Below are 17,598 nucleotides of genomic sequence, written 5' to 3'. Positions count from 1 at the left end.
CGATTGAACCGGGTATTTATTTACCTGGTGTTGGTGGGGTTCGTATTGAAGATGATGCGATTGTTACAGCTACAGGGCTTGAAAAATTAACACATTCTACAAAAGAGTTACTTATCTTATAATTTTGGAGGAACACTCATGATTTCTGTAAATGATTTTAAAACAGGTTTAACAATTGAAGTAGATGGCGGTATTTGGCGCGTACTTGATTTCCAACACGTGAAACCAGGTAAAGGTGCAGCGTTTGTTCGTTCTAAACTACGCAACATTCGTACAGGTGCAGTGAATGAAAAAACATTCCGTGCTGGAGAAAAAGTGGAGAAAGCTCAAATTGATAACCGCAAAATGCAGTATCTTTACGCAAATGGTGATACTCATAATTTCATGGATACTGACTCGTATGAACAAATTGAACTTGATTCAAAACAAATCGAGTACGAATTGAAATTCCTTCGTGAAAACATGGAAGTGCATATCATGCAATACCAAGGGGAAACATTAGGTGTAGAATTGCCGAATACGGTTGTTTTGGAAGTTACTGAAACAGAACCTGGTATTAAAGGTGATACAGCTAGTGGCGGAACGAAACCTGCAATTTTGGAAACTGGATTATCAGTTCAAGTTCCTTTCTTCATCAACCAAGGTGATAAACTGATCATCAACACATCTGAAGCGGCGTACGTTTCAAGAGCACAATAATTAGAAAAGTGTAAAGTGCCACTCTAGCCTGAAGCCGGCGTGGAGGGAAGGCTTCCTTTGCGACGAGTAAAATTTATTACTTATCTAAATAATGAATAAAAAATAAAGTTGCCAATTGCACCTAGTGCTAATGGCAACTTTTTTTCATGTCTCAGCTTCTTTTTGCATACGATGAATAGACAGAGGAGGGGACAAGTCGGAATTTATGGATGTAATTCGAGTGGCAGGAATCGGATTGATTCTTGCATTGTTACACCTTTTCTTTGAACAGACGGGGAAAAAAGAATTTTCATTCTTTTTATTTGTATTTGGCTATCTGTATATGACCGTGGAAATGTTACGTTTCCTACGTTTCTTCTTTCAAGAAATCACTACTTTTTTCGAATGGCTTACCATTTCGGTGTAAGTCATGCAAATGATCCTGGTAACGATAGTAATCATATTTCTGATGTTGTTGCTTAAACAAATCCTACCGCAATTTACACCTCTACTTTTGAGCTTTTTCTTTTTTATTTTACTCTCGAATATTTTATTTCAAACTCTTTTTCCAATCGTAAGAAACGTTCTTGAATCTGCACCTAAGGAAGCGCTCCCAATAGCCAGAGTATTGCTGATTTCTGTATTCGTGACATTTATAGGTGAAGCCTTGATTGAATGGTGCCGAAATTTAAATCTGAATACATTTGTTCCCATCATTTCGATAAGTTGTCATGTGTTGATTCTCACCTATTGGTTGCCTCTCATTCAGCAAATGTTTAACACGCTGACGCGGCTATTGATCGAATAATATAGGTGTAAAAGAGGTGAGAAGGTTCATGCTTGAACCCTTGTATGCCTATTTTTTTGGTGTAACCCGATACTTTATCGTACTGCTGATCGCTATTGTTTTTGCGATGATCATCGATATTTTATTTCCTGCAGCCAAACGATGGACAAGGTTATCCCTGTTTTGTATTGCTGTCCTGTATACATTGACTCCTGCCATTGATGCGATGCATATTATGCAGCAATTTGCACGACAGATGGTGACGGTTTTTATGAGTGTCTACCCCGTGTTGACAGCGGGCTTGTTGATGAATAGTGGAACGATGGCATTTTCAATTTGGAACCCTGCCCTCTATGTATTTATTCAATTTACAGTGGTGCTGACCGAAAGAATCCTTATTCCATTACTTATGACCACCATATTGCTGGACTTCATTAGTCGCTTTCATCCGGCTACCCCTTTTTCAAAACTGACAGATATTATTCGCACTTCTTTACTAAGTATCGTTTCAGCAGTAGTCGTCATTTATAGTTTTTTCATTTCGGTGCAAGGGTTTATTTCTTGGAATATCTCAAGTGCTGTTACGGAGCCCATCAAAAAAATCATTCAGCAAAACATCCCGTTTGTTGGTTCTTTTTTTTCTGAGAGTCTTAGTACATTTACCCGATTTTCTTCTTCAATCACTTCGATTACTGGCGGTGGCATTGCCATCACAATCCTACTGGTTGTGTTGATCCCTACTTTGAAAACCATCAGTATCGCGTTTTGCTATCGAGTAGTGGCTGCCATTATTGAACCATTCGGACCAGAGGATCTGGCCAGTTTTCTTGATGATATCGGAAAGTCGATTTTCGTTTTAAGTATCTTGTCATTTCTTATTGCCTTTGCGTTTTTCTATACAGCCATTTTCATTGTGATATTAGTAAAATTCTCCATGATGATGAGGGGTTAATGATGGCTGAATGGTTAAAGGGATTAATGTTCATTATTCTGCTGAGTGAAGTTCTTCAGGCTATCTTCCAGAAGTCTGATTCAAATGAAAAGATAGAAGAATATACGAAGCTGGGACTTGCCATGTACATGTTATTGTTTATCTCTTCTTTTTTCTATGAATAGTTGAGGAATGCTTGTCATATAGTTTATCAAATGCCTGTCTCACTTAAGAGAGGAGCGTGATTCCATCCATTAAAACGAATCGAATGAAAAGCGGGATCCTGCTCGCGAGTCTCTTGGTATTCATGGTGTTTTTCTTACTGAATGAATCCATTTTCACCAAGCAACCTAACACATCCAGTCAGTCACAAGATGCAGTAACGCTGGAACACTCATTGAAAACGGCATTGGAAAAAATGGCTGGGGTAGGTGAAGTCGAATTATTTTTTTACACAGGCATGAACGAGCCTCAACAAACAGTTACGGAAAAACCTAGCTTTGCCTTGTTTGATCAGACAACCAATGAGCAAAAAACTATTCAATCAGTATTGGTAGTAGCCACTGGAGCAGATCAAGCAAAAACCAGAATTATGTTAAAAGAATACTTAGCAGCAGTATTATTACTGCCAGAACATCGAATTGTCGTCGTCCCGATGGATGAGAAAGGGGTTTCTAAATGAAAGTCAAAAAACGTACAGTATGGATGCTAACTCTATTAAGTTTGGTAGCAGTAATTTCGGTGTATTACGTGAACGAACCTAACAATATGCCCTTTGATGGTTTAGCTATTTTCTCAGATGAAGACCTTGATCAAATGAAGGTCGAAGACACAACTGAAGATGAATCAGTTACACCAGTATATGCTCAAAGTGCGTTATTTGAAGAAATGAGAATGGAATTACTAAACGAACGCAGTGAGTTGAAAACACAATTAACAACACAAATTGCGTCAAACGAAATGTCGGCTGATGAAGTAAATGAAGCTTACTCAACTATTAACGATTTAACAGTACGCGAATCAACGGAAGCAATGCTTGAAATGCTCATTCGTTCACTAGGTTACTCAGATGCCTATGTACAGACAGATACAGGGAAAGTAGATGTAACTGTAATCGCTGATGAACTTGGAAAATCACAAGCAAATGAAATTATTCACATCGTAATGAAACAATGGGAAGATGCAAAAAAAGTAACGGTAGCATTCCAACCAGCTTCATAATGAACGAAAAGGGCCGATATGGTCCTTTTTTTCATTTTTCTTAAACAAAACCATGCCGGATTAAAATCGAATCATTGCTCCTGCGGTTATTCGTCGCAAAGGAAACCTTGTTTATCAACGCCGGTGTCAGACTAAAACGGGCTTCTTCACCTTTCGGATTAGGACCAACTCTTAAAAAATTTAGGTTATCTATTTCAAATTTTCTCAATAACGTCTAAAATAGAAGAGGAACGTAATTCGATATAGGGTAAGGGGAGTTCGGTATGTTAAAAGTACAAGAAATTCGTGAAATTATTAAATTAATTGACCACTCATCCATTGATGAGTTTATTTACGAGTCAGAAGGCACGAAAGTTAAACTGAAAAAGAATGGTGTACATGTATCTACTGAAACAGTTGTACCTCAATCAAAACCAGCGGCACCTGCTGTTGAAGCTCCAGTGGCAGTAGAAGTGAATCCAACACCGGTTGCTCAAACTGTAAAAGAAACAATTGCAAATGTAGAGACGAAAGAATCAGCTGTTAATGATGAATCTCTTCTTAAAATTTCTTCACCAATGGTAGGAACTTTCTATCAGTCATCTTCACCGGATACACCGGCATATGTTCAAGTAGGTGATAAAGTAACAGAAGACGGGATTGTATGTATTGTGGAAGCGATGAAATTATTCAACGAAATCGAAGCAGAAGTGTCTGGCGAGATTGTAGAAATTTTAGTAAAAGATGGACAACTCGTAGAGTACGGCCAACCTCTGTTCTTAGTAAAAGCGAACTGAGGGGGAACGGATGATGAAAAAAGTATTAATTGCTAACCGTGGTGAAATCGCGGTTCGTATTATTCGTGCGTGTAAAGAGTTGGATATCGAAACAGTTGCCGTCTATTCGGAAGCTGATCGTGAAGCGTTGCATGTTCAAATGGCAGATGAAGCTTATTGTATCGGTCCAAAACAATCGAAAGATAGTTACTTGAACTTCAGCAATATTATCAGTGTTGCAAAGTTAACGGGTTGTGATGGCATTCATCCCGGTTATGGCTTTTTGGCAGAGAATGCGAGTTTCGCGGAGCTGTGTGAACAATGTAATATAACGTTCATCGGTCCTACTTCTGACGCTATCTCCAGAATGGGTACGAAGGATGTAGCGCGTGAAACAATGCGAAAAGCAGGCGTACCGGTTGTGCCTGGATCCACAGGTATTGTTGCGGATGAAAAAGAAGGTCTGGAAATCGCTCGTGAAATAGGATTCCCGGTCATTATTAAGGCAACTGCCGGTGGTGGCGGTAAAGGTATTCGTGTCGCACGTACGGAAGAAGAACTTGTTAAAGGCATTCAGATTACACAAAAAGAAGCAGCTGCTGCTTTTGGAAACCCTGGTGTCTATATTGAGAAGTTCATTGAAATTTTCCGTCATGTTGAAATTCAAGTTTTGGCTGATAGTTTTGGCAATGCGATTCATTTAGGGGAACGTGATTGTTCAATTCAACGCCGTATGCAAAAACTAGTAGAAGAAGCACCATCTCCAGCGCTATCCCCGGAAATTCGTAATCAGATGGGTGACGCGGCTGTTAAAGCTGCCCTAGCCGTTAATTATCGCAGTGCAGGGACAGTTGAATTTATATTCGATCACATCAATCAAAAGTTTTACTTTATGGAAATGAATACGCGTATTCAAGTTGAACATCCTGTTACTGAAATGGTAACCGGCATTGATTTGATTCAACAACAACTTAAAGTCGCTTCTGGTGAAAAATTAGCTTATACACAAGATGACGTGAAAATTAAAGGTTGGGCAATTGAGTGTCGCATTAACGCTGAAAACCCTTCGAAAAACTTCATGCCTTCAGCGGGTAAAGTTGATATGTATTTAGCGCCGGGCGGATATGGTGTACGCGTGGATTCAGCAATGTATTCAGGCTACAGCATTCCTCCTTACTATGATTCAATGGTCGCAAAACTGATTACTTATGCAGATACCCGTGAAGAAGCGGTTGCAAAAATGAAGCGTGCACTGAGTGAGTTTGTTGTAGAGGGTGTTCATACAACAATTCCTTTCCATGCAAAATTGATGGACCATGAAGAATTCAAATCTGGTGATTTCGATACGAAGTTTTTAGAGAAATACGACGTCATGAATTCCTAGGAAAGGATGATTGGAATGGCTGAAAAAACAACAACAGCTTATTTGCAAATGATTCCGTCTGGTAAAGAAGAGTTAGGAAAGATTGAAGTAGCACCAGAGGTTTTAGAAGTAATCGCTGGAATTGCCACCACAGATGTTGAGGGAGTGGCCGGTACCCGTGGAAGTTTTGCAACAGGAGTTGCCGAACGTCTCGGCAAAAAAGTTCACGGTAAAGGAATCAAGACAGAATTGACTGATCAAGGTCTATTTGTTGAAATTTATTGCACTGTGAAATACGGCGCGTCGATTCCTAAAGTAGCCAAAGAAGTTCAAAGTCAAGTGCGTCAAGCAATTTTAAATATGACGTTACTTGAAACACAAGAAGTGAATGTCCATATTACTGGCATTCAGTTCGAACAACAAAAAGAAACAACAAACGAATAACTCACAACATCGTTCGGTCTATCCGGACGGTGTTTTTTGTTTTGATAATCAAGTTTGGGGTAACAGCACAATTTAGTGCGTAAAAAATGCGCGACATCAACCACATCCTCATAATGGAATTGCCGATAAACAAGTAGAGGACCACCAGTTATCCGCAGAGTTTACGAAAACAAAAGAAGATGACAAGTAAATACTACAAAAGCAAAGACCTTTCATGTGTGCATTCACTTGGGTAAGGTCTTTTTTCGTGCTGATAGATTGACAATCTCTTATAATGAGAGTAAATTTGAAAGACCAAAAACGAACTGTTCGATTTAGAACAGTTCGTTTAGGAAGGAATGGTGAGGAGTCAATTGGACAATGAAAATCAAAATTTAACAAAGTCCATTCAATTATTACGTTCATTTTCGAACATTCAAAAGAACATGATGAGGTTCGTCCAGAAGTCAGCGGTGGAAAATGGATTATCCATTCCCCAGTACACAATATTGATGACCATCGTCATCCATAAGGACATGACTCAAAAAAACGTGGGCGAGAAAACCTTTCTCCCTAAAAGTACTCTGAGTCAAGCCGTAGATGGGTTGGTACGGGAAGGTTTGCTGAACCGTCAACAAGTCGAAGGGAATCGACGGGAGGTTTTGTTGTCACTCAGCGAAAATGGATTGGCACGGATCAAAGAGATTCATATGCAAGAAAATGGCATTCACCAAACATTTCAATCGGTTGCGGAATCCCTGACTGATAAGCAATTCGAGGAACTGCTTGGTACCCATCAACAAATTACAAAGCATCTGGAAGAACTGGGACAAGAGGAGTGTTCAAATTGATAAAATTACTGAAATATTTATCCGTTTATAAGTGGCTTGTATTCGCGGTTGTCGGACTCGTATTCATTCAATCGATGGCTGACCTCTTTTTACCAACACTGATGGCGGACATCATTGATAAAGGTGTTGTTACGGGAGACACCCCTTATATATGGAAAATTGGAGGATTCATGCTGTTGGTTTCATCACTTGGAGCCACTGCATCAGTCATTGCAAGCTATTATTCTTCCAAAGCGGCTATGGGACTCGGACGTGACATTCGCAGAAAAGTCTTCAATCATGTCGGGAAGTTTTCATTGCAGGAATTTGACGAGGTGGGAACCGCTTCACTGATCACGAGAACAACGAATGACATCACGCAAGTCCAGCAAGTCGTCATCATGATGCTCAGAATGGTTGTCAGTGCACCGATCATGTTAATAGGCGGGGTCATCATGGCCGTATCGAAAGATGCCAAATTATCATTGGTGATTGTTGCCACCATGCCTGTATTGATTGGTTCCGTCCTGCTGATTCTGAAAAAAGGGGTACCCCTTTTTCAAACGGTGCAAGAACGTCTGGATCGCTTGAATCTGGTCTTACGCGAGAACCTCACGGGGATTCGCGTCATTCGCGCGTTCAATCGGGAAACCGAAGAGAAAGTGCGAATGAAGCAAGCAAATAAAGAGTTGACGGATGTTTCGATTAAAGTAAATAAAGTCATGGCGTTTTTGATGCCTGTAATGATGCTTGTCATGAACTTAACAGTCGTCGGAATCATTTGGTTCGGTGGGATTCGGATCGATAATGGAGCAATGCAAATCGGTGACCTGATGGCGTTTATCCAATACGTCATGCAAATCATGTTTGCTCTTGTCATGGCATCCATGATGTTCGTCATGATTCCACGTGCTGCTGTGTCGGCGAAACGGATTAACGAAGTACTGGAAATGAAACCGTCTTTCTTAGATGAAGGAACGGAAAAGGCAAATCGTGAAAGAGGGACGCTTGAATTTGAGCATGTGACATTCAGCTATCCAGGAGCGGAAGAACCTGCCTTATCAGACATCAGTTTTACTGCTAAACCTGGTGAAATTACCGCCATCATTGGCGGAACAGGATCTGGGAAATCAACTCTCGTCAATTTGATTCCACGGTTTTATGACATTTCAAGTGGAAGCATTCGCGTAAACGGTGTTGATATCCGTAAGGCGTCACAAGATGAAATCCGTTCGAAAATCGGTTTCGTTCCACAAAAAGCTATACTTTTCACGGGAACGATTGCCGATAACATTCGCTTCGGAAAACAGGATGCCTCGCAGGATGAAATGGAGCACGCGGCTGCTATTGCACAAGCAGATGATTTCATTGGCAAGATGAAAGAAGGCTATGCTGCAGAAATCGAACAAGGTGGCTCGAACTTGTCCGGCGGGCAAAAGCAACGGCTGTCAATAGCTAGAGCGCTCATTCGAAAACCGGATCTTTATATATTCGATGACAGCTTTTCCGCACTTGATTTCAAGACAGATGCCAAACTCCGGGCAGCCTTGAAAGATGAAACGAAAAATGCGACGGTGTTACTGGTTGCACAACGTGTCAGCACAGTGGTCGACGCGAATCGGATCATCGTGTTGGACGAAGGACGAATAGTCGGTTTGGGTACTCACCAAGAGTTGCTTGCAACAAATGATGTATACCGTGAAATCGCCTTATCACAGCTTTCAGAGGAGGAAATCGCATGACCAATCAAAAAAAACCTCAAAGTGGTGGGCCGGGGCAAGGACCTGGTGGCGGTAACATGATGATGATGGGCGGGCAAAAAGCAAAAGATTTCAAAGGGACACTGAGACGTCTTTTGACTTATTTGAAGCCGCGCCGAAATAAATTGGTTGCCGTTTTCTTTGCAGCAATCTTGAGTACCATATTTATGATCGTTGGACCAAAAATAATGGGGACGGCAATCACGGAACTATTTGAAGGTGCATACGGGAAATTCCAAGGGATACCTGGTGCAGCCATCAATTTCGATAAAATTGGGCAGATTCTTCTGGTCCTTGTTGGGCTCTATGTTTTAAGTAGCCTTTTCAACTATGTGCAACAATATATTATGTCGAGTGTTGCACAGGAAACGGTTTACGATCTAAGGGAAGACGTCAATCATAAGCTTGAAAAACTGCCGCTCAAATATTTTGATGGCCGATCAAACGGCGAAACGCTCAGCCGTATGACAAATGATATCGATACAATAGGGAGCACGTTGCAACAAAGTCTAACTCAATTCATTACCTCAATCGTGACAATATTAGGGATTATCATCATGATGCTTTCGATCAGTCCATTATTGACGCTGATATCAATTGTCAGTTTACCGCTGTCTATATTTGTGATAAAACCGATCCTGAAAAAATCCCAAAAACACTTTGCCGATCAGCAGCGTACACTTGGCCAGCTGAATGGGCACATTGAAGAAATGTATACTGGTCACCAAGTGGTTAAAGCGTTCGGGCATGAGAAAAAGTCCGTTGCTCAGTTTGATAAGGTCAATGAAGTATTGTATGAAGCGGGAAGCAAAGCTCAATTCATTTCAGGTATCATCATGCCGATGATGTTCTTCATTGGGAATTTAAGTTATGTCCTAATCAGTGTTGTGGGCGGAATTTTGGTAACGCAGCGTGCCATCTCAATAGGTGACATACAAGCTTTCATCACTTATTCAAAACAGTTTACACAACCAATCACACAAACAGCCAACATCGCGAACATCATTCAGTCCACGGTTGCAGCTGCAGAGCGGGTATTTGAACTGCTCGATGAAGCAGAAGAGATGACAGAAGTGACGACCGATAGTCTGGAGCGTGCCAATGGCGCTGTGACATTCGAACATGTGGATTTTGGGTATGAAGATGATTTGTTGATCCAAGACATGAACATCGATGTGTTGCCTGGTCAGACCGTTGCAATCGTTGGGCCTACCGGGGCAGGAAAAACGACGATGATCAATCTATTGATGAGATTTTATGAACTCAATGGCGGAAAGATCAAAATCGATGGTCTTGACACACGGAACATGTCCCGAAACGATCTCCGCAAGAGTTTTGGAATGGTTCTTCAGGATACGTGGCTCTTCAATGGAACGATCAAGGACAATATCGCGTATGGAAAAAGTGGTTCAACGGATGAAGAAATCTTCGAGGCTGCCCGTACGGCCCATGCTGATCATTTCATCCGTACGCTACCGGATGGTTATGAAACCGTGTTGAACGAAGAAGCTTCGAATATATCACAAGGGCAAAAACAACTTCTGACAATCGCACGAGCGGTCCTGGCAGATCCACCTATCATGATATTGGATGAAGCTACTTCCAGTGTGGACACACGGACGGAAATCTTCATCCAAAAGGCGATGAACCGTTTGATGGAAGACCGTACTAGCTTTGTTATTGCCCATCGTCTGTCAACGATTAAGGATGCGGATTTGATTTTGGTGATGGACCAAGGAAAAGTGATTGAACAAGGGAATCATGTTGAGCTATTGGAGAGAAATGGTTTCTATGCAGATCTTTACAATAGCCAATTCTCAGAAAAATTAGCGATTTAAATAGGAAGAGGCTCATTTCTTGATTGAAATGAGCCTCATTTTTATTGGGGGAAATGATTGAAACGCGCATAGTAATGGCCGAACTTCTTGGGCTTTCGAGCAAAGATAACGTTAATAAACAATAATAAAAAGGATAGGTTATTACGTTGGATGAGATTAAGTGATTTTCACTTCAGTCCGAAATTTGATGGAGTACTTTTTCTGAACATTCGAACTTCCCTTTGAGGATGTCTTGTGCCCGCAAAATATGCTATGATGTGTTCGAATGCATATAAAAGGAGACTACCCATGAAACGTAGAGAAGCCCGTGAAAAAGCGTTGCAAACTTTGTTTCAGTTAGAAAACACCGAGTTAACAATAGAAGATGCAATGAGCCACGTTTTAGATGGCGACAATGATCCTTTCTATGAAAAGCTTGTACGTGGAACGACTGAACAACTAACGCAAATAGATGAATCACTTAAAACAAAGTTAGAAAATTGGTCTTTGGATCGTTTACCTAAGATCGAACGCACGGTATTGCGCTTGGCAGTTTATGAATTGTTATTTATGCAGGATGCACCTTCAAAAGTAGTCATGAATGAAGCGATTGAATTATGTAAAACGTTTGGTGATGAGAAATCAAGCAAGTTTGTGAACGGAGTTCTATCTAAATATACGGTCGAGACTTCTAACTGACAACAGGGGGAATAAAGTCATGTCGAGTGCATTAATTAATGGAAAAGAAATTGGACAAGCGATACGCAATGATTTATCCGAACGTATCATTCACTTAAAAAATCAAGGCATTATTCCAGGCTTAGCGGTTATTTTAGTCGGTGACAACGCAGCTTCGAAAACCTATGTTTCCAATAAACAAAAAACGTGTGAAGCACTTGGCATGAATTCACGTTTACTTTCTTTTGAGTCAGATTTAACTGAAAGTGAACTCGTGCGTACGATTCAATCACTGAATGAAGACCCAACCATTCATGGCATATTAGTACAGTTACCATTACCGAAGCACATTGGAGAATCTGCCGTGTTGGCAGCCATTTCCCCAACTAAGGATGTAGATGGTTTCCATCCAATCAGTGTGGGGAAAATGATGCTCGGACAGGAGACTTTCCTTCCATGCACGCCATACGGGGTCATGAAACTTCTGGAATACTCTGGGATTGACCTTGCAGGCAAACACGCTGTTGTCATAGGACGTAGCCATATTGTAGGAAAACCAATGGGCCAATTACTTTTACAAAAAGACGCAACCGTGACATATGCGCATTCTAAGACGCCGAACCTACAAGAAATTACCTTGCAGGCTGATATTCTCGTGGTGGCAGTTGGTAAAACGAAATTCATTACGAGTGAATACGTCAAAAACGGAGCGGTCGTCATCGATGTAGGTATGAATCGTGATGAAAACAATCGACTGTGTGGAGATGTGGATTTTGAAGCGGTAAAAGAAAAGGCTTCATACATAACACCTGTTCCAGGCGGAGTGGGACCCATGACAATCACCATGTTAATGGCCAACACCGTACAATCTGCGGAAAATGAGTTGCGTCAAGACAAATGAAGTTAAAACAGGTAAAATAAAGGGAAGAAGCTGTTTTTCTTATAGAAAGACAGCTTTTCTATTTCTTCTTCGTGAGGAGTTTGAATGCACGTGACTGCTTCGACATATTTAACAGTGAAAGCACTGACCAAATACATAAAAAGAAAATTTGATGCGGATCCCCATTTGCGAAATGTTTATGTCAAAGGGGAACTATCCAATGTCAAAATACATACAAGCGGACACATTTACTTCACAATTAAAGACGATCAAACAAGAATGCCTGCTGTTATGTTTGCAGCACAAGCAAGGAGTTTGAAATTTAAACCGGAGAGCGGAATGAATGTTCTTTTGCAAGGTGATGTGAATGTTTATGAAGGCTCAGGCCAATATCAGTTGTATGCACAATTGATGCAGCCTGATGGTATAGGTGAACTATTTGTAGCCTTTGAACAGCTGAAAGAAAAACTGGCGAAAGAAGGACTTTTCCATCCTTCTAGAAAGAAACAGATACCAAAATACCCTCAAAAGATTGGTGTTATTACAGCTTCTACAGGTGCAGCCATTCGGGATATTGTCACGACTTTGAGCCGCCGATATCCTTTGGCAGAAGTTATCATTTTTCCAGCTCTGGTTCAAGGGGCTGGTGCAGCGCCAAGTATCGTAAAAGCATTAAAACGTGCTCATAGCTATCCGGATCTTGATGTTTGTATTGTTGGACGCGGGGGCGGGTCGATTGAAGACTTATGGGCTTTCAACGAAGAAATCGTTGCGCGGGAAATTGCGAATAGTACCATTCCTATTATCAGTGCTGTCGGCCATGAAACGGATACGACAATCGCTGACTATGTCTCAGATCTTCGTGCACCAACGCCAACTGCAGCAGCAGAGCTTGCCGTACCAAATCAACTGGATTTGCTTGAACGTGTATCCAATAGAAAATCGCAAATGGTATCGATCGTCACGGCAATTTTATCACAGGAGCGAAAAAGGTTGACGCGGGTGATGTCTGCATATCCACTGGCCTATCCTGAAAGATTATACCGACCGTTTGTTGAAAGACTGACCCGAGCGAATGAACAGATGGAGAGAAACGGGCGTAAGATTTTCCAACAAAAACAACAACATCTTGCACAGCAAACCATGCGTCTGACATTGCAAAATCCACAAAGAATGGTTTTGCTACATCAAAAAAATGTACAGGCTTCTCAACAACGTTTGCATATGGCAGCTCAAAAAAATGTGCAAACGAAAGGTCGTTCTTTCAGTAATATGATTCAGTTACTGGAAGCATTGAACCCTCTGAAAATCATGGATCGGGGCTACAGTCTGACCTATCAAAATGATCAAGTTGTCAAATCAATTGAAGATATCAATCCAGATCAACCACTTCATATCAAATTACAAGATGGAGTCATAATCGCATCTATAGACTCTATAAACAAACAGTCTAAAGGAGAATCATCATGACAAAAACCAACGTATCTTTTGACCAAGCAATTCAACAATTAGAGGAAATTGTACGTCAGCTGGAACAAGGCGATGTTCCTCTTGAGGATGCCATTTCACTTTATAAAAAGGGAATGGAAATGTCGACGGTATGCCACGAGAAATTGCACAATGCAGAAAAACAATTGATTTCAATCATGGATGACAGCGGTGAAAAAGTGCCATTTGAAGCCATCGAAAAAGAGGATACTTCACAATGACTTGTTTGCAAAATTTTACTGAACTGAATATTCCAGAAATAGACCGTCAATTGACCGAGCAAGTTCAGTCGATTAATGCACCGGAAATTTTGAAAGAAGCGATGAATTATTCATTGGCTGCAGGAGGCAAAAGGGTAAGGCCTTTATTTTTGCTGGCTGTCTTAGACTTTTTACAAGTTAAACATTCAGAAGCCTCTACTGTTGGAGCAGCTATTGAAATGGTTCATACCTATTCTCTAATCCATGATGACCTACCCAGCATGGATAATGATGATTACCGCCGAGGGAAATTAACTAACCATAAAGTTTATGGGGATGCGTTGGCGATTTTAGCTGGAGATGGATTGTTAACATATAGTTTTGGTGTGCTTTCTCGTTTGAAAACAGTATCCGCAGAAGACAAAATGGAACTTATACAATTGATGAGCGAGGCCGCAGGAGCTGAAGGTATGGTTGGCGGACAAGTCTTGGATATTGAAAGCGAAAGAAAAATCATTTCTGTAGAAGAATTGGAAACCATACATATCAATAAAACGGGTGCTTTATTATCCTTTAGTATTGTAGCAGGTGCGATTTTGGCTTCGGCGGATGCCCGTACTAGAAAAGCGTTGCAAGATTTTGGTTTCCATATCGGACTGGCATTTCAAATTCAGGATGATATTTTGGATATTGAAGGAACCACAGAGTCATTAGGAAAAACTGCTGGAAAAGATGTTGCGAGTGAAAAAAATACGTACCCTGCATTATTAACATTGGATGGAGCAAAAATAAAACGGGATTGGCACTATAACCAATCTATCGAATCACTTCGCTACATTTCAAGTGAGCCTGGTCTATTGGATGAATTGGCTGCTTACATCGTTAATCGCAGCAAATAGTTAATGTTTGTACATTCGTACGACATTGATATAATGAAAGATAATAATCGCAAGTATTGTGTAAAGGTGTGTGATGTCGGTGGATTTAAATACAATTACAAGTCCATCCTTTATTAAAGAATTATCTCAAGATGAACTATTGACTTTAAGTGAAGATATTCGTTCGTTTTTAATTGAAAAATTATCGGTCACTGGTGGACATATTGGTCCTAACTTGGGTGTGGTCGAACTGACTGTATCTCTTCACCGTATTTTTAATAGTCCAGATGATAAATTTATATGGGATGTAGGACATCAAGCGTATGTCCATAAAATATTGACTGGTCGGGCAAATCAATTTGATACATTACGTCAATTTAAAGGGTTGTGCGGTTTTCCAAAGCGCAATGAAAGTGAACATGATGTTTGGGAAACAGGTCACAGCTCAACTTCGTTGTCTGCTGCGATGGGTATGGCAGCTGCACGTGATATTAAAAAAGATAAAAACCATATTATTCCCATTATCGGGGATGGAGCTCTTACAGGTGGAATGGCTTTAGAAGCACTGAATCACATTGGACATGAAAAGACCGATATGATTGTTATTTTGAATGATAATGAAATGTCGATCGCGCCTAACGTTGGCGCACTCCATACAGTATTAGGAAAACTTCGCACAGCCGGTAAATATAATAAGGCTAAAGACGAACTGGAATATTTGTTGAAAAAAATCCCGGCAGTCGGTGGAAAACTGGCAGCTACGGCGGAACGGGTTAAAGACAGTTTAAAATATTTACTAGTTTCAGGTGTGTTTTTCGAGGAACTTGGATTTACGTATTTAGGTCCTATTGACGGACATAATTACGAAGATTTGCAAGAGAATTTGTTATACGCGAAAAAAATGAAGGGACCAGTATTGGTTCATGTCATCACGAAAAAAGGCAAAGGGTACCGCCCGGCAGAAGAAGATAAAATTGGTACTTGGCATGGGACAGGTCCTTATAAAATGGAGACCGGTGCATTCGTAAAGTCTTCGACAAAAGCACCTTCATGGAGTGGATTGGTCGCTGAAACCGTGTGTAAACTTGCACGTGAAGATGAGCGGATTGTAGCTATAACACCTGCGATGCCAGTTGGTTCGAAATTAGAAGGCTTTGCGGCTGAATTCCCTGAACGCATGTATGACGTCGGCATTGCTGAACAACATGCAACCACTATGGCGGCCGGCCTTGCCACTCAAGAAATGAAGCCGTTTTTAGCCATCTACTCAACTTTCCTGCAACGCGCTTATGACCAAGTTTTACATGATATTTGTCGTCAAAATTTAAATGTCTTCATCGGAATTGACCGATCAGGACTTGTTGGCGCTGACGGGGAAACCCATCAAGGCGTATTCGATATTTCATTCCTACGTCATTTGCCAAATATGGTAATCATGATGCCTAAAGATGAAAATGAAGGTCAGCATATGGTGAAAACCGCCATCGATTACAATGATGGTCCAATTGCATTGCGCTACCCGAGAGGGAATGGGCTCGGTGTTCCGATGGATGCAGAATTACATTCCATACCGATTGGTTCATGGGAAGTTTTAAGAAAAGGTTCGGATGCGGCAATTTTAACATTCGGTACCACAATCCCAATGGCTATGGAAGCTGCAGAACGATTGGCACTGGAAGGTATCCAAGCAGAAGTTATCAATGCAAGGTTCATTAAACCACTTGATGAGGGTATGCTGCATAAATTAGTGGAACGTAATCTTCCAATATTTACTGTGGAAGAAGCGATTTTACAAGGCGGATTTGGAAGCAGCATATTGGAATTTATGCAAGACCATGAGTATACGGGCGTTTCCGTTAGTCGAATGGGCATTCCAGATCAGTTTATTGAACACGGAAACGTTGATGAACTGTTAAATGAAATACATTTAAATTCGGCTGAATTAATCACCCGGATACAAAATAAAATGAATAAGATCGGTAAGGCTGGTACTCACGTATTATGATAAAAACCCCAAAAGAAAGAGTCGATGTCCTTCTAGTGGAACGTGGACTTTGTGAAACAAGAGAAAAAGCAAAACGTGCAATTATGGCGGGAACCGTATATACGAATGAACTTCGTTTGGAAAAGCCAGGTGAAAAAATCGCAATGGATTCACCTTTGCAGGTAAAAGGTAATGAATTACGCTATGTCAGCAGAGGCGGCTTGAAGCTTGAAAAGGCATTGGAATTCTTTCAAGTGAATGTAAAAGACAAACTGATGCTCGATATTGGAGCTTCAACTGGTGGTTTCACGGATTGTGCCCTGCAAAACGGAGCGCGCCACTGTTATGCGCTGGATGTTGGCTATAATCAGCTTGCATGGAAAATCCGACAAGATGAACGGGTCACGGTTATGGAACGTACCAATTTCCGATATGTAACAGCTGCCGACCTTGCAGAAGGGATGCCTGAATTCGCGACAATCGATGTTTCATTTATATCATTGAAGCTAATTCTGCCTGTATTAAAAACTTTGCTTGTACCTGGCAGTGATGTCATTGCACTGGTAAAGCCTCAATTTGAAGCAGGAAAAGCAAATGTCGGAAAAAAAGGTGTCGTCCGCGATTCAAAAGTCCACATAAATGTGCTTGAAACAATCGCGAACTTTGCACAACAAACCGGTTTTACTCTAAAAAATGCTTCGTTTTCACCGATTACAGGTGGGGAAGGGAACATAGAATTCCTTTTCCATTTAATCGCGACGGAAGAAAATGAAACAACCTTTACAGAGGAACAGTTAAAAGAAATTGTGCGTGAAGCACATTCACAACTATCATGACACGGCCTACATTGTAGGTCGTGTTTTTCTTGTACGCAAGAGCCGTAAATGGTACGATATGAATAATTAAGCATATTTATTCATTTTAG

The 17,598-nt window shown here is 40.9% G+C and carries 20 protein-coding genes; all 20 read left to right on the top strand.

What is annotated here, in order from left to right:
- Positions 1 to 122: M24 family metallopeptidase (locus AC1DSL_RS08185; RefSeq protein ID WP_477531834.1), on the top strand; the 122-nt coding region annotated here is incomplete at its 5' end.
- 16 nt (positions 123 to 138) lie between these two features.
- Positions 139 to 699, top strand: a complete 561-nt coding sequence (gene efp / locus AC1DSL_RS08180) for an elongation factor P (protein ID WP_016426960.1) — start codon at positions 139 to 141, stop codon at positions 697 to 699.
- A 205-nt stretch (positions 700 to 904) separates the two neighbouring features.
- Positions 905 to 1,105: a SpoIIIAC/SpoIIIAD family protein gene (locus tag AC1DSL_RS08175; protein ID WP_036659311.1), complete on the top strand. Its 201-nt coding sequence runs from the start codon at positions 905 to 907 to the stop codon at positions 1,103 to 1,105.
- Between the two features lie 409 nt (positions 1,106 to 1,514).
- Positions 1,515 to 2,417: a stage III sporulation protein AE gene (locus AC1DSL_RS08170; protein WP_016426961.1), complete on the top strand. Its 903-nt coding sequence runs from the start codon at positions 1,515 to 1,517 to the stop codon at positions 2,415 to 2,417.
- Entirely contained in the window at positions 2,417 to 2,581 is a 165-nt protein-coding gene (locus tag AC1DSL_RS08165) for a hypothetical protein (protein ID WP_016426962.1), read from the top strand. Before AC1DSL_RS08170 ends, AC1DSL_RS08165 begins: the two co-directional genes overlap by 1 nt.
- 56 nt (positions 2,582 to 2,637) lie before the next feature.
- Complete coding sequence (locus tag AC1DSL_RS08160) at positions 2,638 to 3,078, top strand: hypothetical protein (protein ID WP_016426963.1); 441 nt, start codon at positions 2,638 to 2,640, stop codon at positions 3,076 to 3,078.
- Positions 3,075 to 3,617 (top strand): SpoIIIAH-like family protein, encoded by a 543-nt coding sequence (locus AC1DSL_RS08155; protein ID WP_016426964.1) that lies wholly within the window; start codon positions 3,075 to 3,077, stop codon positions 3,615 to 3,617. The genes AC1DSL_RS08160 and AC1DSL_RS08155 overlap by 4 nt, the downstream gene beginning before the upstream one ends.
- Before the next feature lie 263 nt (positions 3,618 to 3,880).
- Positions 3,881 to 4,393 (top strand): acetyl-CoA carboxylase biotin carboxyl carrier protein, encoded by a 513-nt coding sequence (gene accB, locus AC1DSL_RS08150; RefSeq protein WP_016426965.1) that lies wholly within the window; start codon positions 3,881 to 3,883, stop codon positions 4,391 to 4,393.
- A gap of 10 nt (positions 4,394 to 4,403) precedes the next feature.
- Entirely contained in the window at positions 4,404 to 5,756 is a 1,353-nt protein-coding gene (gene accC, locus AC1DSL_RS08145; protein WP_016426966.1) for an acetyl-CoA carboxylase biotin carboxylase subunit, read from the top strand.
- Between the two features lie 15 nt (positions 5,757 to 5,771).
- Complete coding sequence (locus AC1DSL_RS08140; RefSeq protein WP_016426967.1) at positions 5,772 to 6,179, top strand: Asp23/Gls24 family envelope stress response protein; 408 nt, start codon at positions 5,772 to 5,774, stop codon at positions 6,177 to 6,179.
- 353 nt (positions 6,180 to 6,532) lie between these two features.
- The gene (locus AC1DSL_RS08135) at positions 6,533 to 7,009 is read left to right on the top strand and encodes a MarR family winged helix-turn-helix transcriptional regulator (protein WP_477531833.1); all 477 of its coding nucleotides are present in this window, start codon (positions 6,533 to 6,535) and stop codon (positions 7,007 to 7,009) included.
- Positions 7,006 to 8,730, top strand: coding sequence for an ABC transporter ATP-binding protein (locus AC1DSL_RS08130; protein WP_477531832.1), 1,725 nt, complete (start codon positions 7,006 to 7,008; stop codon positions 8,728 to 8,730). Before AC1DSL_RS08135 ends, AC1DSL_RS08130 begins: the two co-directional genes overlap by 4 nt.
- The gene (locus AC1DSL_RS08125) at positions 8,727 to 10,586 is read left to right on the top strand and encodes an ABC transporter ATP-binding protein (RefSeq protein ID WP_477531831.1); all 1,860 of its coding nucleotides are present in this window, start codon (positions 8,727 to 8,729) and stop codon (positions 10,584 to 10,586) included. The genes AC1DSL_RS08130 and AC1DSL_RS08125 overlap by 4 nt, the downstream gene beginning before the upstream one ends.
- Positions 10,587 to 10,874: 288 nt before the next feature.
- On the top strand, positions 10,875 to 11,264 hold the full coding sequence (gene nusB / locus AC1DSL_RS08120; protein ID WP_016426971.1) for a transcription antitermination factor NusB: 390 nt from the start codon (positions 10,875 to 10,877) through the stop codon (positions 11,262 to 11,264).
- A 19-nt stretch (positions 11,265 to 11,283) separates the two neighbouring features.
- On the top strand, positions 11,284 to 12,144 hold the full coding sequence (folD, locus tag AC1DSL_RS08115; protein WP_477531830.1) for a bifunctional methylenetetrahydrofolate dehydrogenase/methenyltetrahydrofolate cyclohydrolase FolD: 861 nt from the start codon (positions 11,284 to 11,286) through the stop codon (positions 12,142 to 12,144).
- Between the two features lie 90 nt (positions 12,145 to 12,234).
- Positions 12,235 to 13,593 carry an exodeoxyribonuclease VII large subunit gene (xseA, locus tag AC1DSL_RS08110; protein ID WP_477531829.1) on the top strand — a complete coding sequence of 453 codons (1,359 nt, stop codon included), beginning with the start codon at positions 12,235 to 12,237 and terminating at the stop codon, positions 13,591 to 13,593.
- Positions 13,590 to 13,832 carry an exodeoxyribonuclease VII small subunit gene (locus AC1DSL_RS08105; protein ID WP_477531828.1) on the top strand — a complete coding sequence of 81 codons (243 nt, stop codon included), beginning with the start codon at positions 13,590 to 13,592 and terminating at the stop codon, positions 13,830 to 13,832. Before xseA ends, AC1DSL_RS08105 begins: the two co-directional genes overlap by 4 nt.
- Complete coding sequence (locus AC1DSL_RS08100; RefSeq protein WP_477531827.1) at positions 13,829 to 14,710, top strand: polyprenyl synthetase family protein; 882 nt, start codon at positions 13,829 to 13,831, stop codon at positions 14,708 to 14,710. The genes AC1DSL_RS08105 and AC1DSL_RS08100 overlap by 4 nt, the downstream gene beginning before the upstream one ends.
- A gap of 73 nt (positions 14,711 to 14,783) precedes the next feature.
- Complete coding sequence (dxs, locus tag AC1DSL_RS08095; RefSeq protein WP_477531826.1) at positions 14,784 to 16,694, top strand: 1-deoxy-D-xylulose-5-phosphate synthase; 1,911 nt, start codon at positions 14,784 to 14,786, stop codon at positions 16,692 to 16,694.
- Positions 16,691 to 17,509 (top strand): TlyA family RNA methyltransferase, encoded by an 819-nt coding sequence (locus AC1DSL_RS08090; protein WP_477531825.1) that lies wholly within the window; start codon positions 16,691 to 16,693, stop codon positions 17,507 to 17,509. The genes dxs and AC1DSL_RS08090 overlap by 4 nt, the downstream gene beginning before the upstream one ends.
- The last annotated feature ends 89 nt before the right edge of the window (positions 17,510 to 17,598 follow it).

Source organism: Paenisporosarcina sp. P4_D4 (genome assembly GCF_056401835.1).
Note: the sequence above shows the minus strand (reverse complement) of the source record. Positions and strands in the feature narration are given on the sequence as shown.

Bases quoted from the DNA above. Each gene is read 5' to 3' on its own strand.
- efp (WP_016426960.1), top strand. From the start codon at position 139: ATGATTTCTGTAAATGATTTTAAAACAGGTTTAACAATTGAAGTAGAT.
- AC1DSL_RS08105 (WP_477531828.1), top strand. From the start codon at position 13,590: ATGACAAAAACCAACGTATCTTTTGACCAAGCAATTCAACAATTAGAG.
- AC1DSL_RS08175 (WP_036659311.1), top strand. From the start codon at position 905: ATGGATGTAATTCGAGTGGCAGGAATCGGATTGATTCTTGCATTGTTA.
- AC1DSL_RS08165 (WP_016426962.1), top strand. From the start codon at position 2,417: ATGATGGCTGAATGGTTAAAGGGATTAATGTTCATTATTCTGCTGAGT.
- folD (WP_477531830.1), top strand. From the start codon at position 11,284: ATGTCGAGTGCATTAATTAATGGAAAAGAAATTGGACAAGCGATACGC.
- AC1DSL_RS08090 (WP_477531825.1), top strand. From the start codon at position 16,691: ATGATAAAAACCCCAAAAGAAAGAGTCGATGTCCTTCTAGTGGAACGT.
- nusB (WP_016426971.1), top strand. From the start codon at position 10,875: ATGAAACGTAGAGAAGCCCGTGAAAAAGCGTTGCAAACTTTGTTTCAG.
- accB (WP_016426965.1), top strand. From the start codon at position 3,881: ATGTTAAAAGTACAAGAAATTCGTGAAATTATTAAATTAATTGACCAC.
- AC1DSL_RS08155 (WP_016426964.1), top strand. From the start codon at position 3,075: ATGAAAGTCAAAAAACGTACAGTATGGATGCTAACTCTATTAAGTTTG.
- AC1DSL_RS08140 (WP_016426967.1), top strand. From the start codon at position 5,772: ATGGCTGAAAAAACAACAACAGCTTATTTGCAAATGATTCCGTCTGGT.
- accC (WP_016426966.1), top strand. From the start codon at position 4,404: ATGATGAAAAAAGTATTAATTGCTAACCGTGGTGAAATCGCGGTTCGT.
- AC1DSL_RS08125 (WP_477531831.1), top strand. From the start codon at position 8,727: ATGACCAATCAAAAAAAACCTCAAAGTGGTGGGCCGGGGCAAGGACCT.
- AC1DSL_RS08170 (WP_016426961.1), top strand. From the start codon at position 1,515: ATGCTTGAACCCTTGTATGCCTATTTTTTTGGTGTAACCCGATACTTT.
- AC1DSL_RS08100 (WP_477531827.1), top strand. From the start codon at position 13,829: ATGACTTGTTTGCAAAATTTTACTGAACTGAATATTCCAGAAATAGAC.
- dxs (WP_477531826.1), top strand. From the start codon at position 14,784: ATGTCGGTGGATTTAAATACAATTACAAGTCCATCCTTTATTAAAGAA.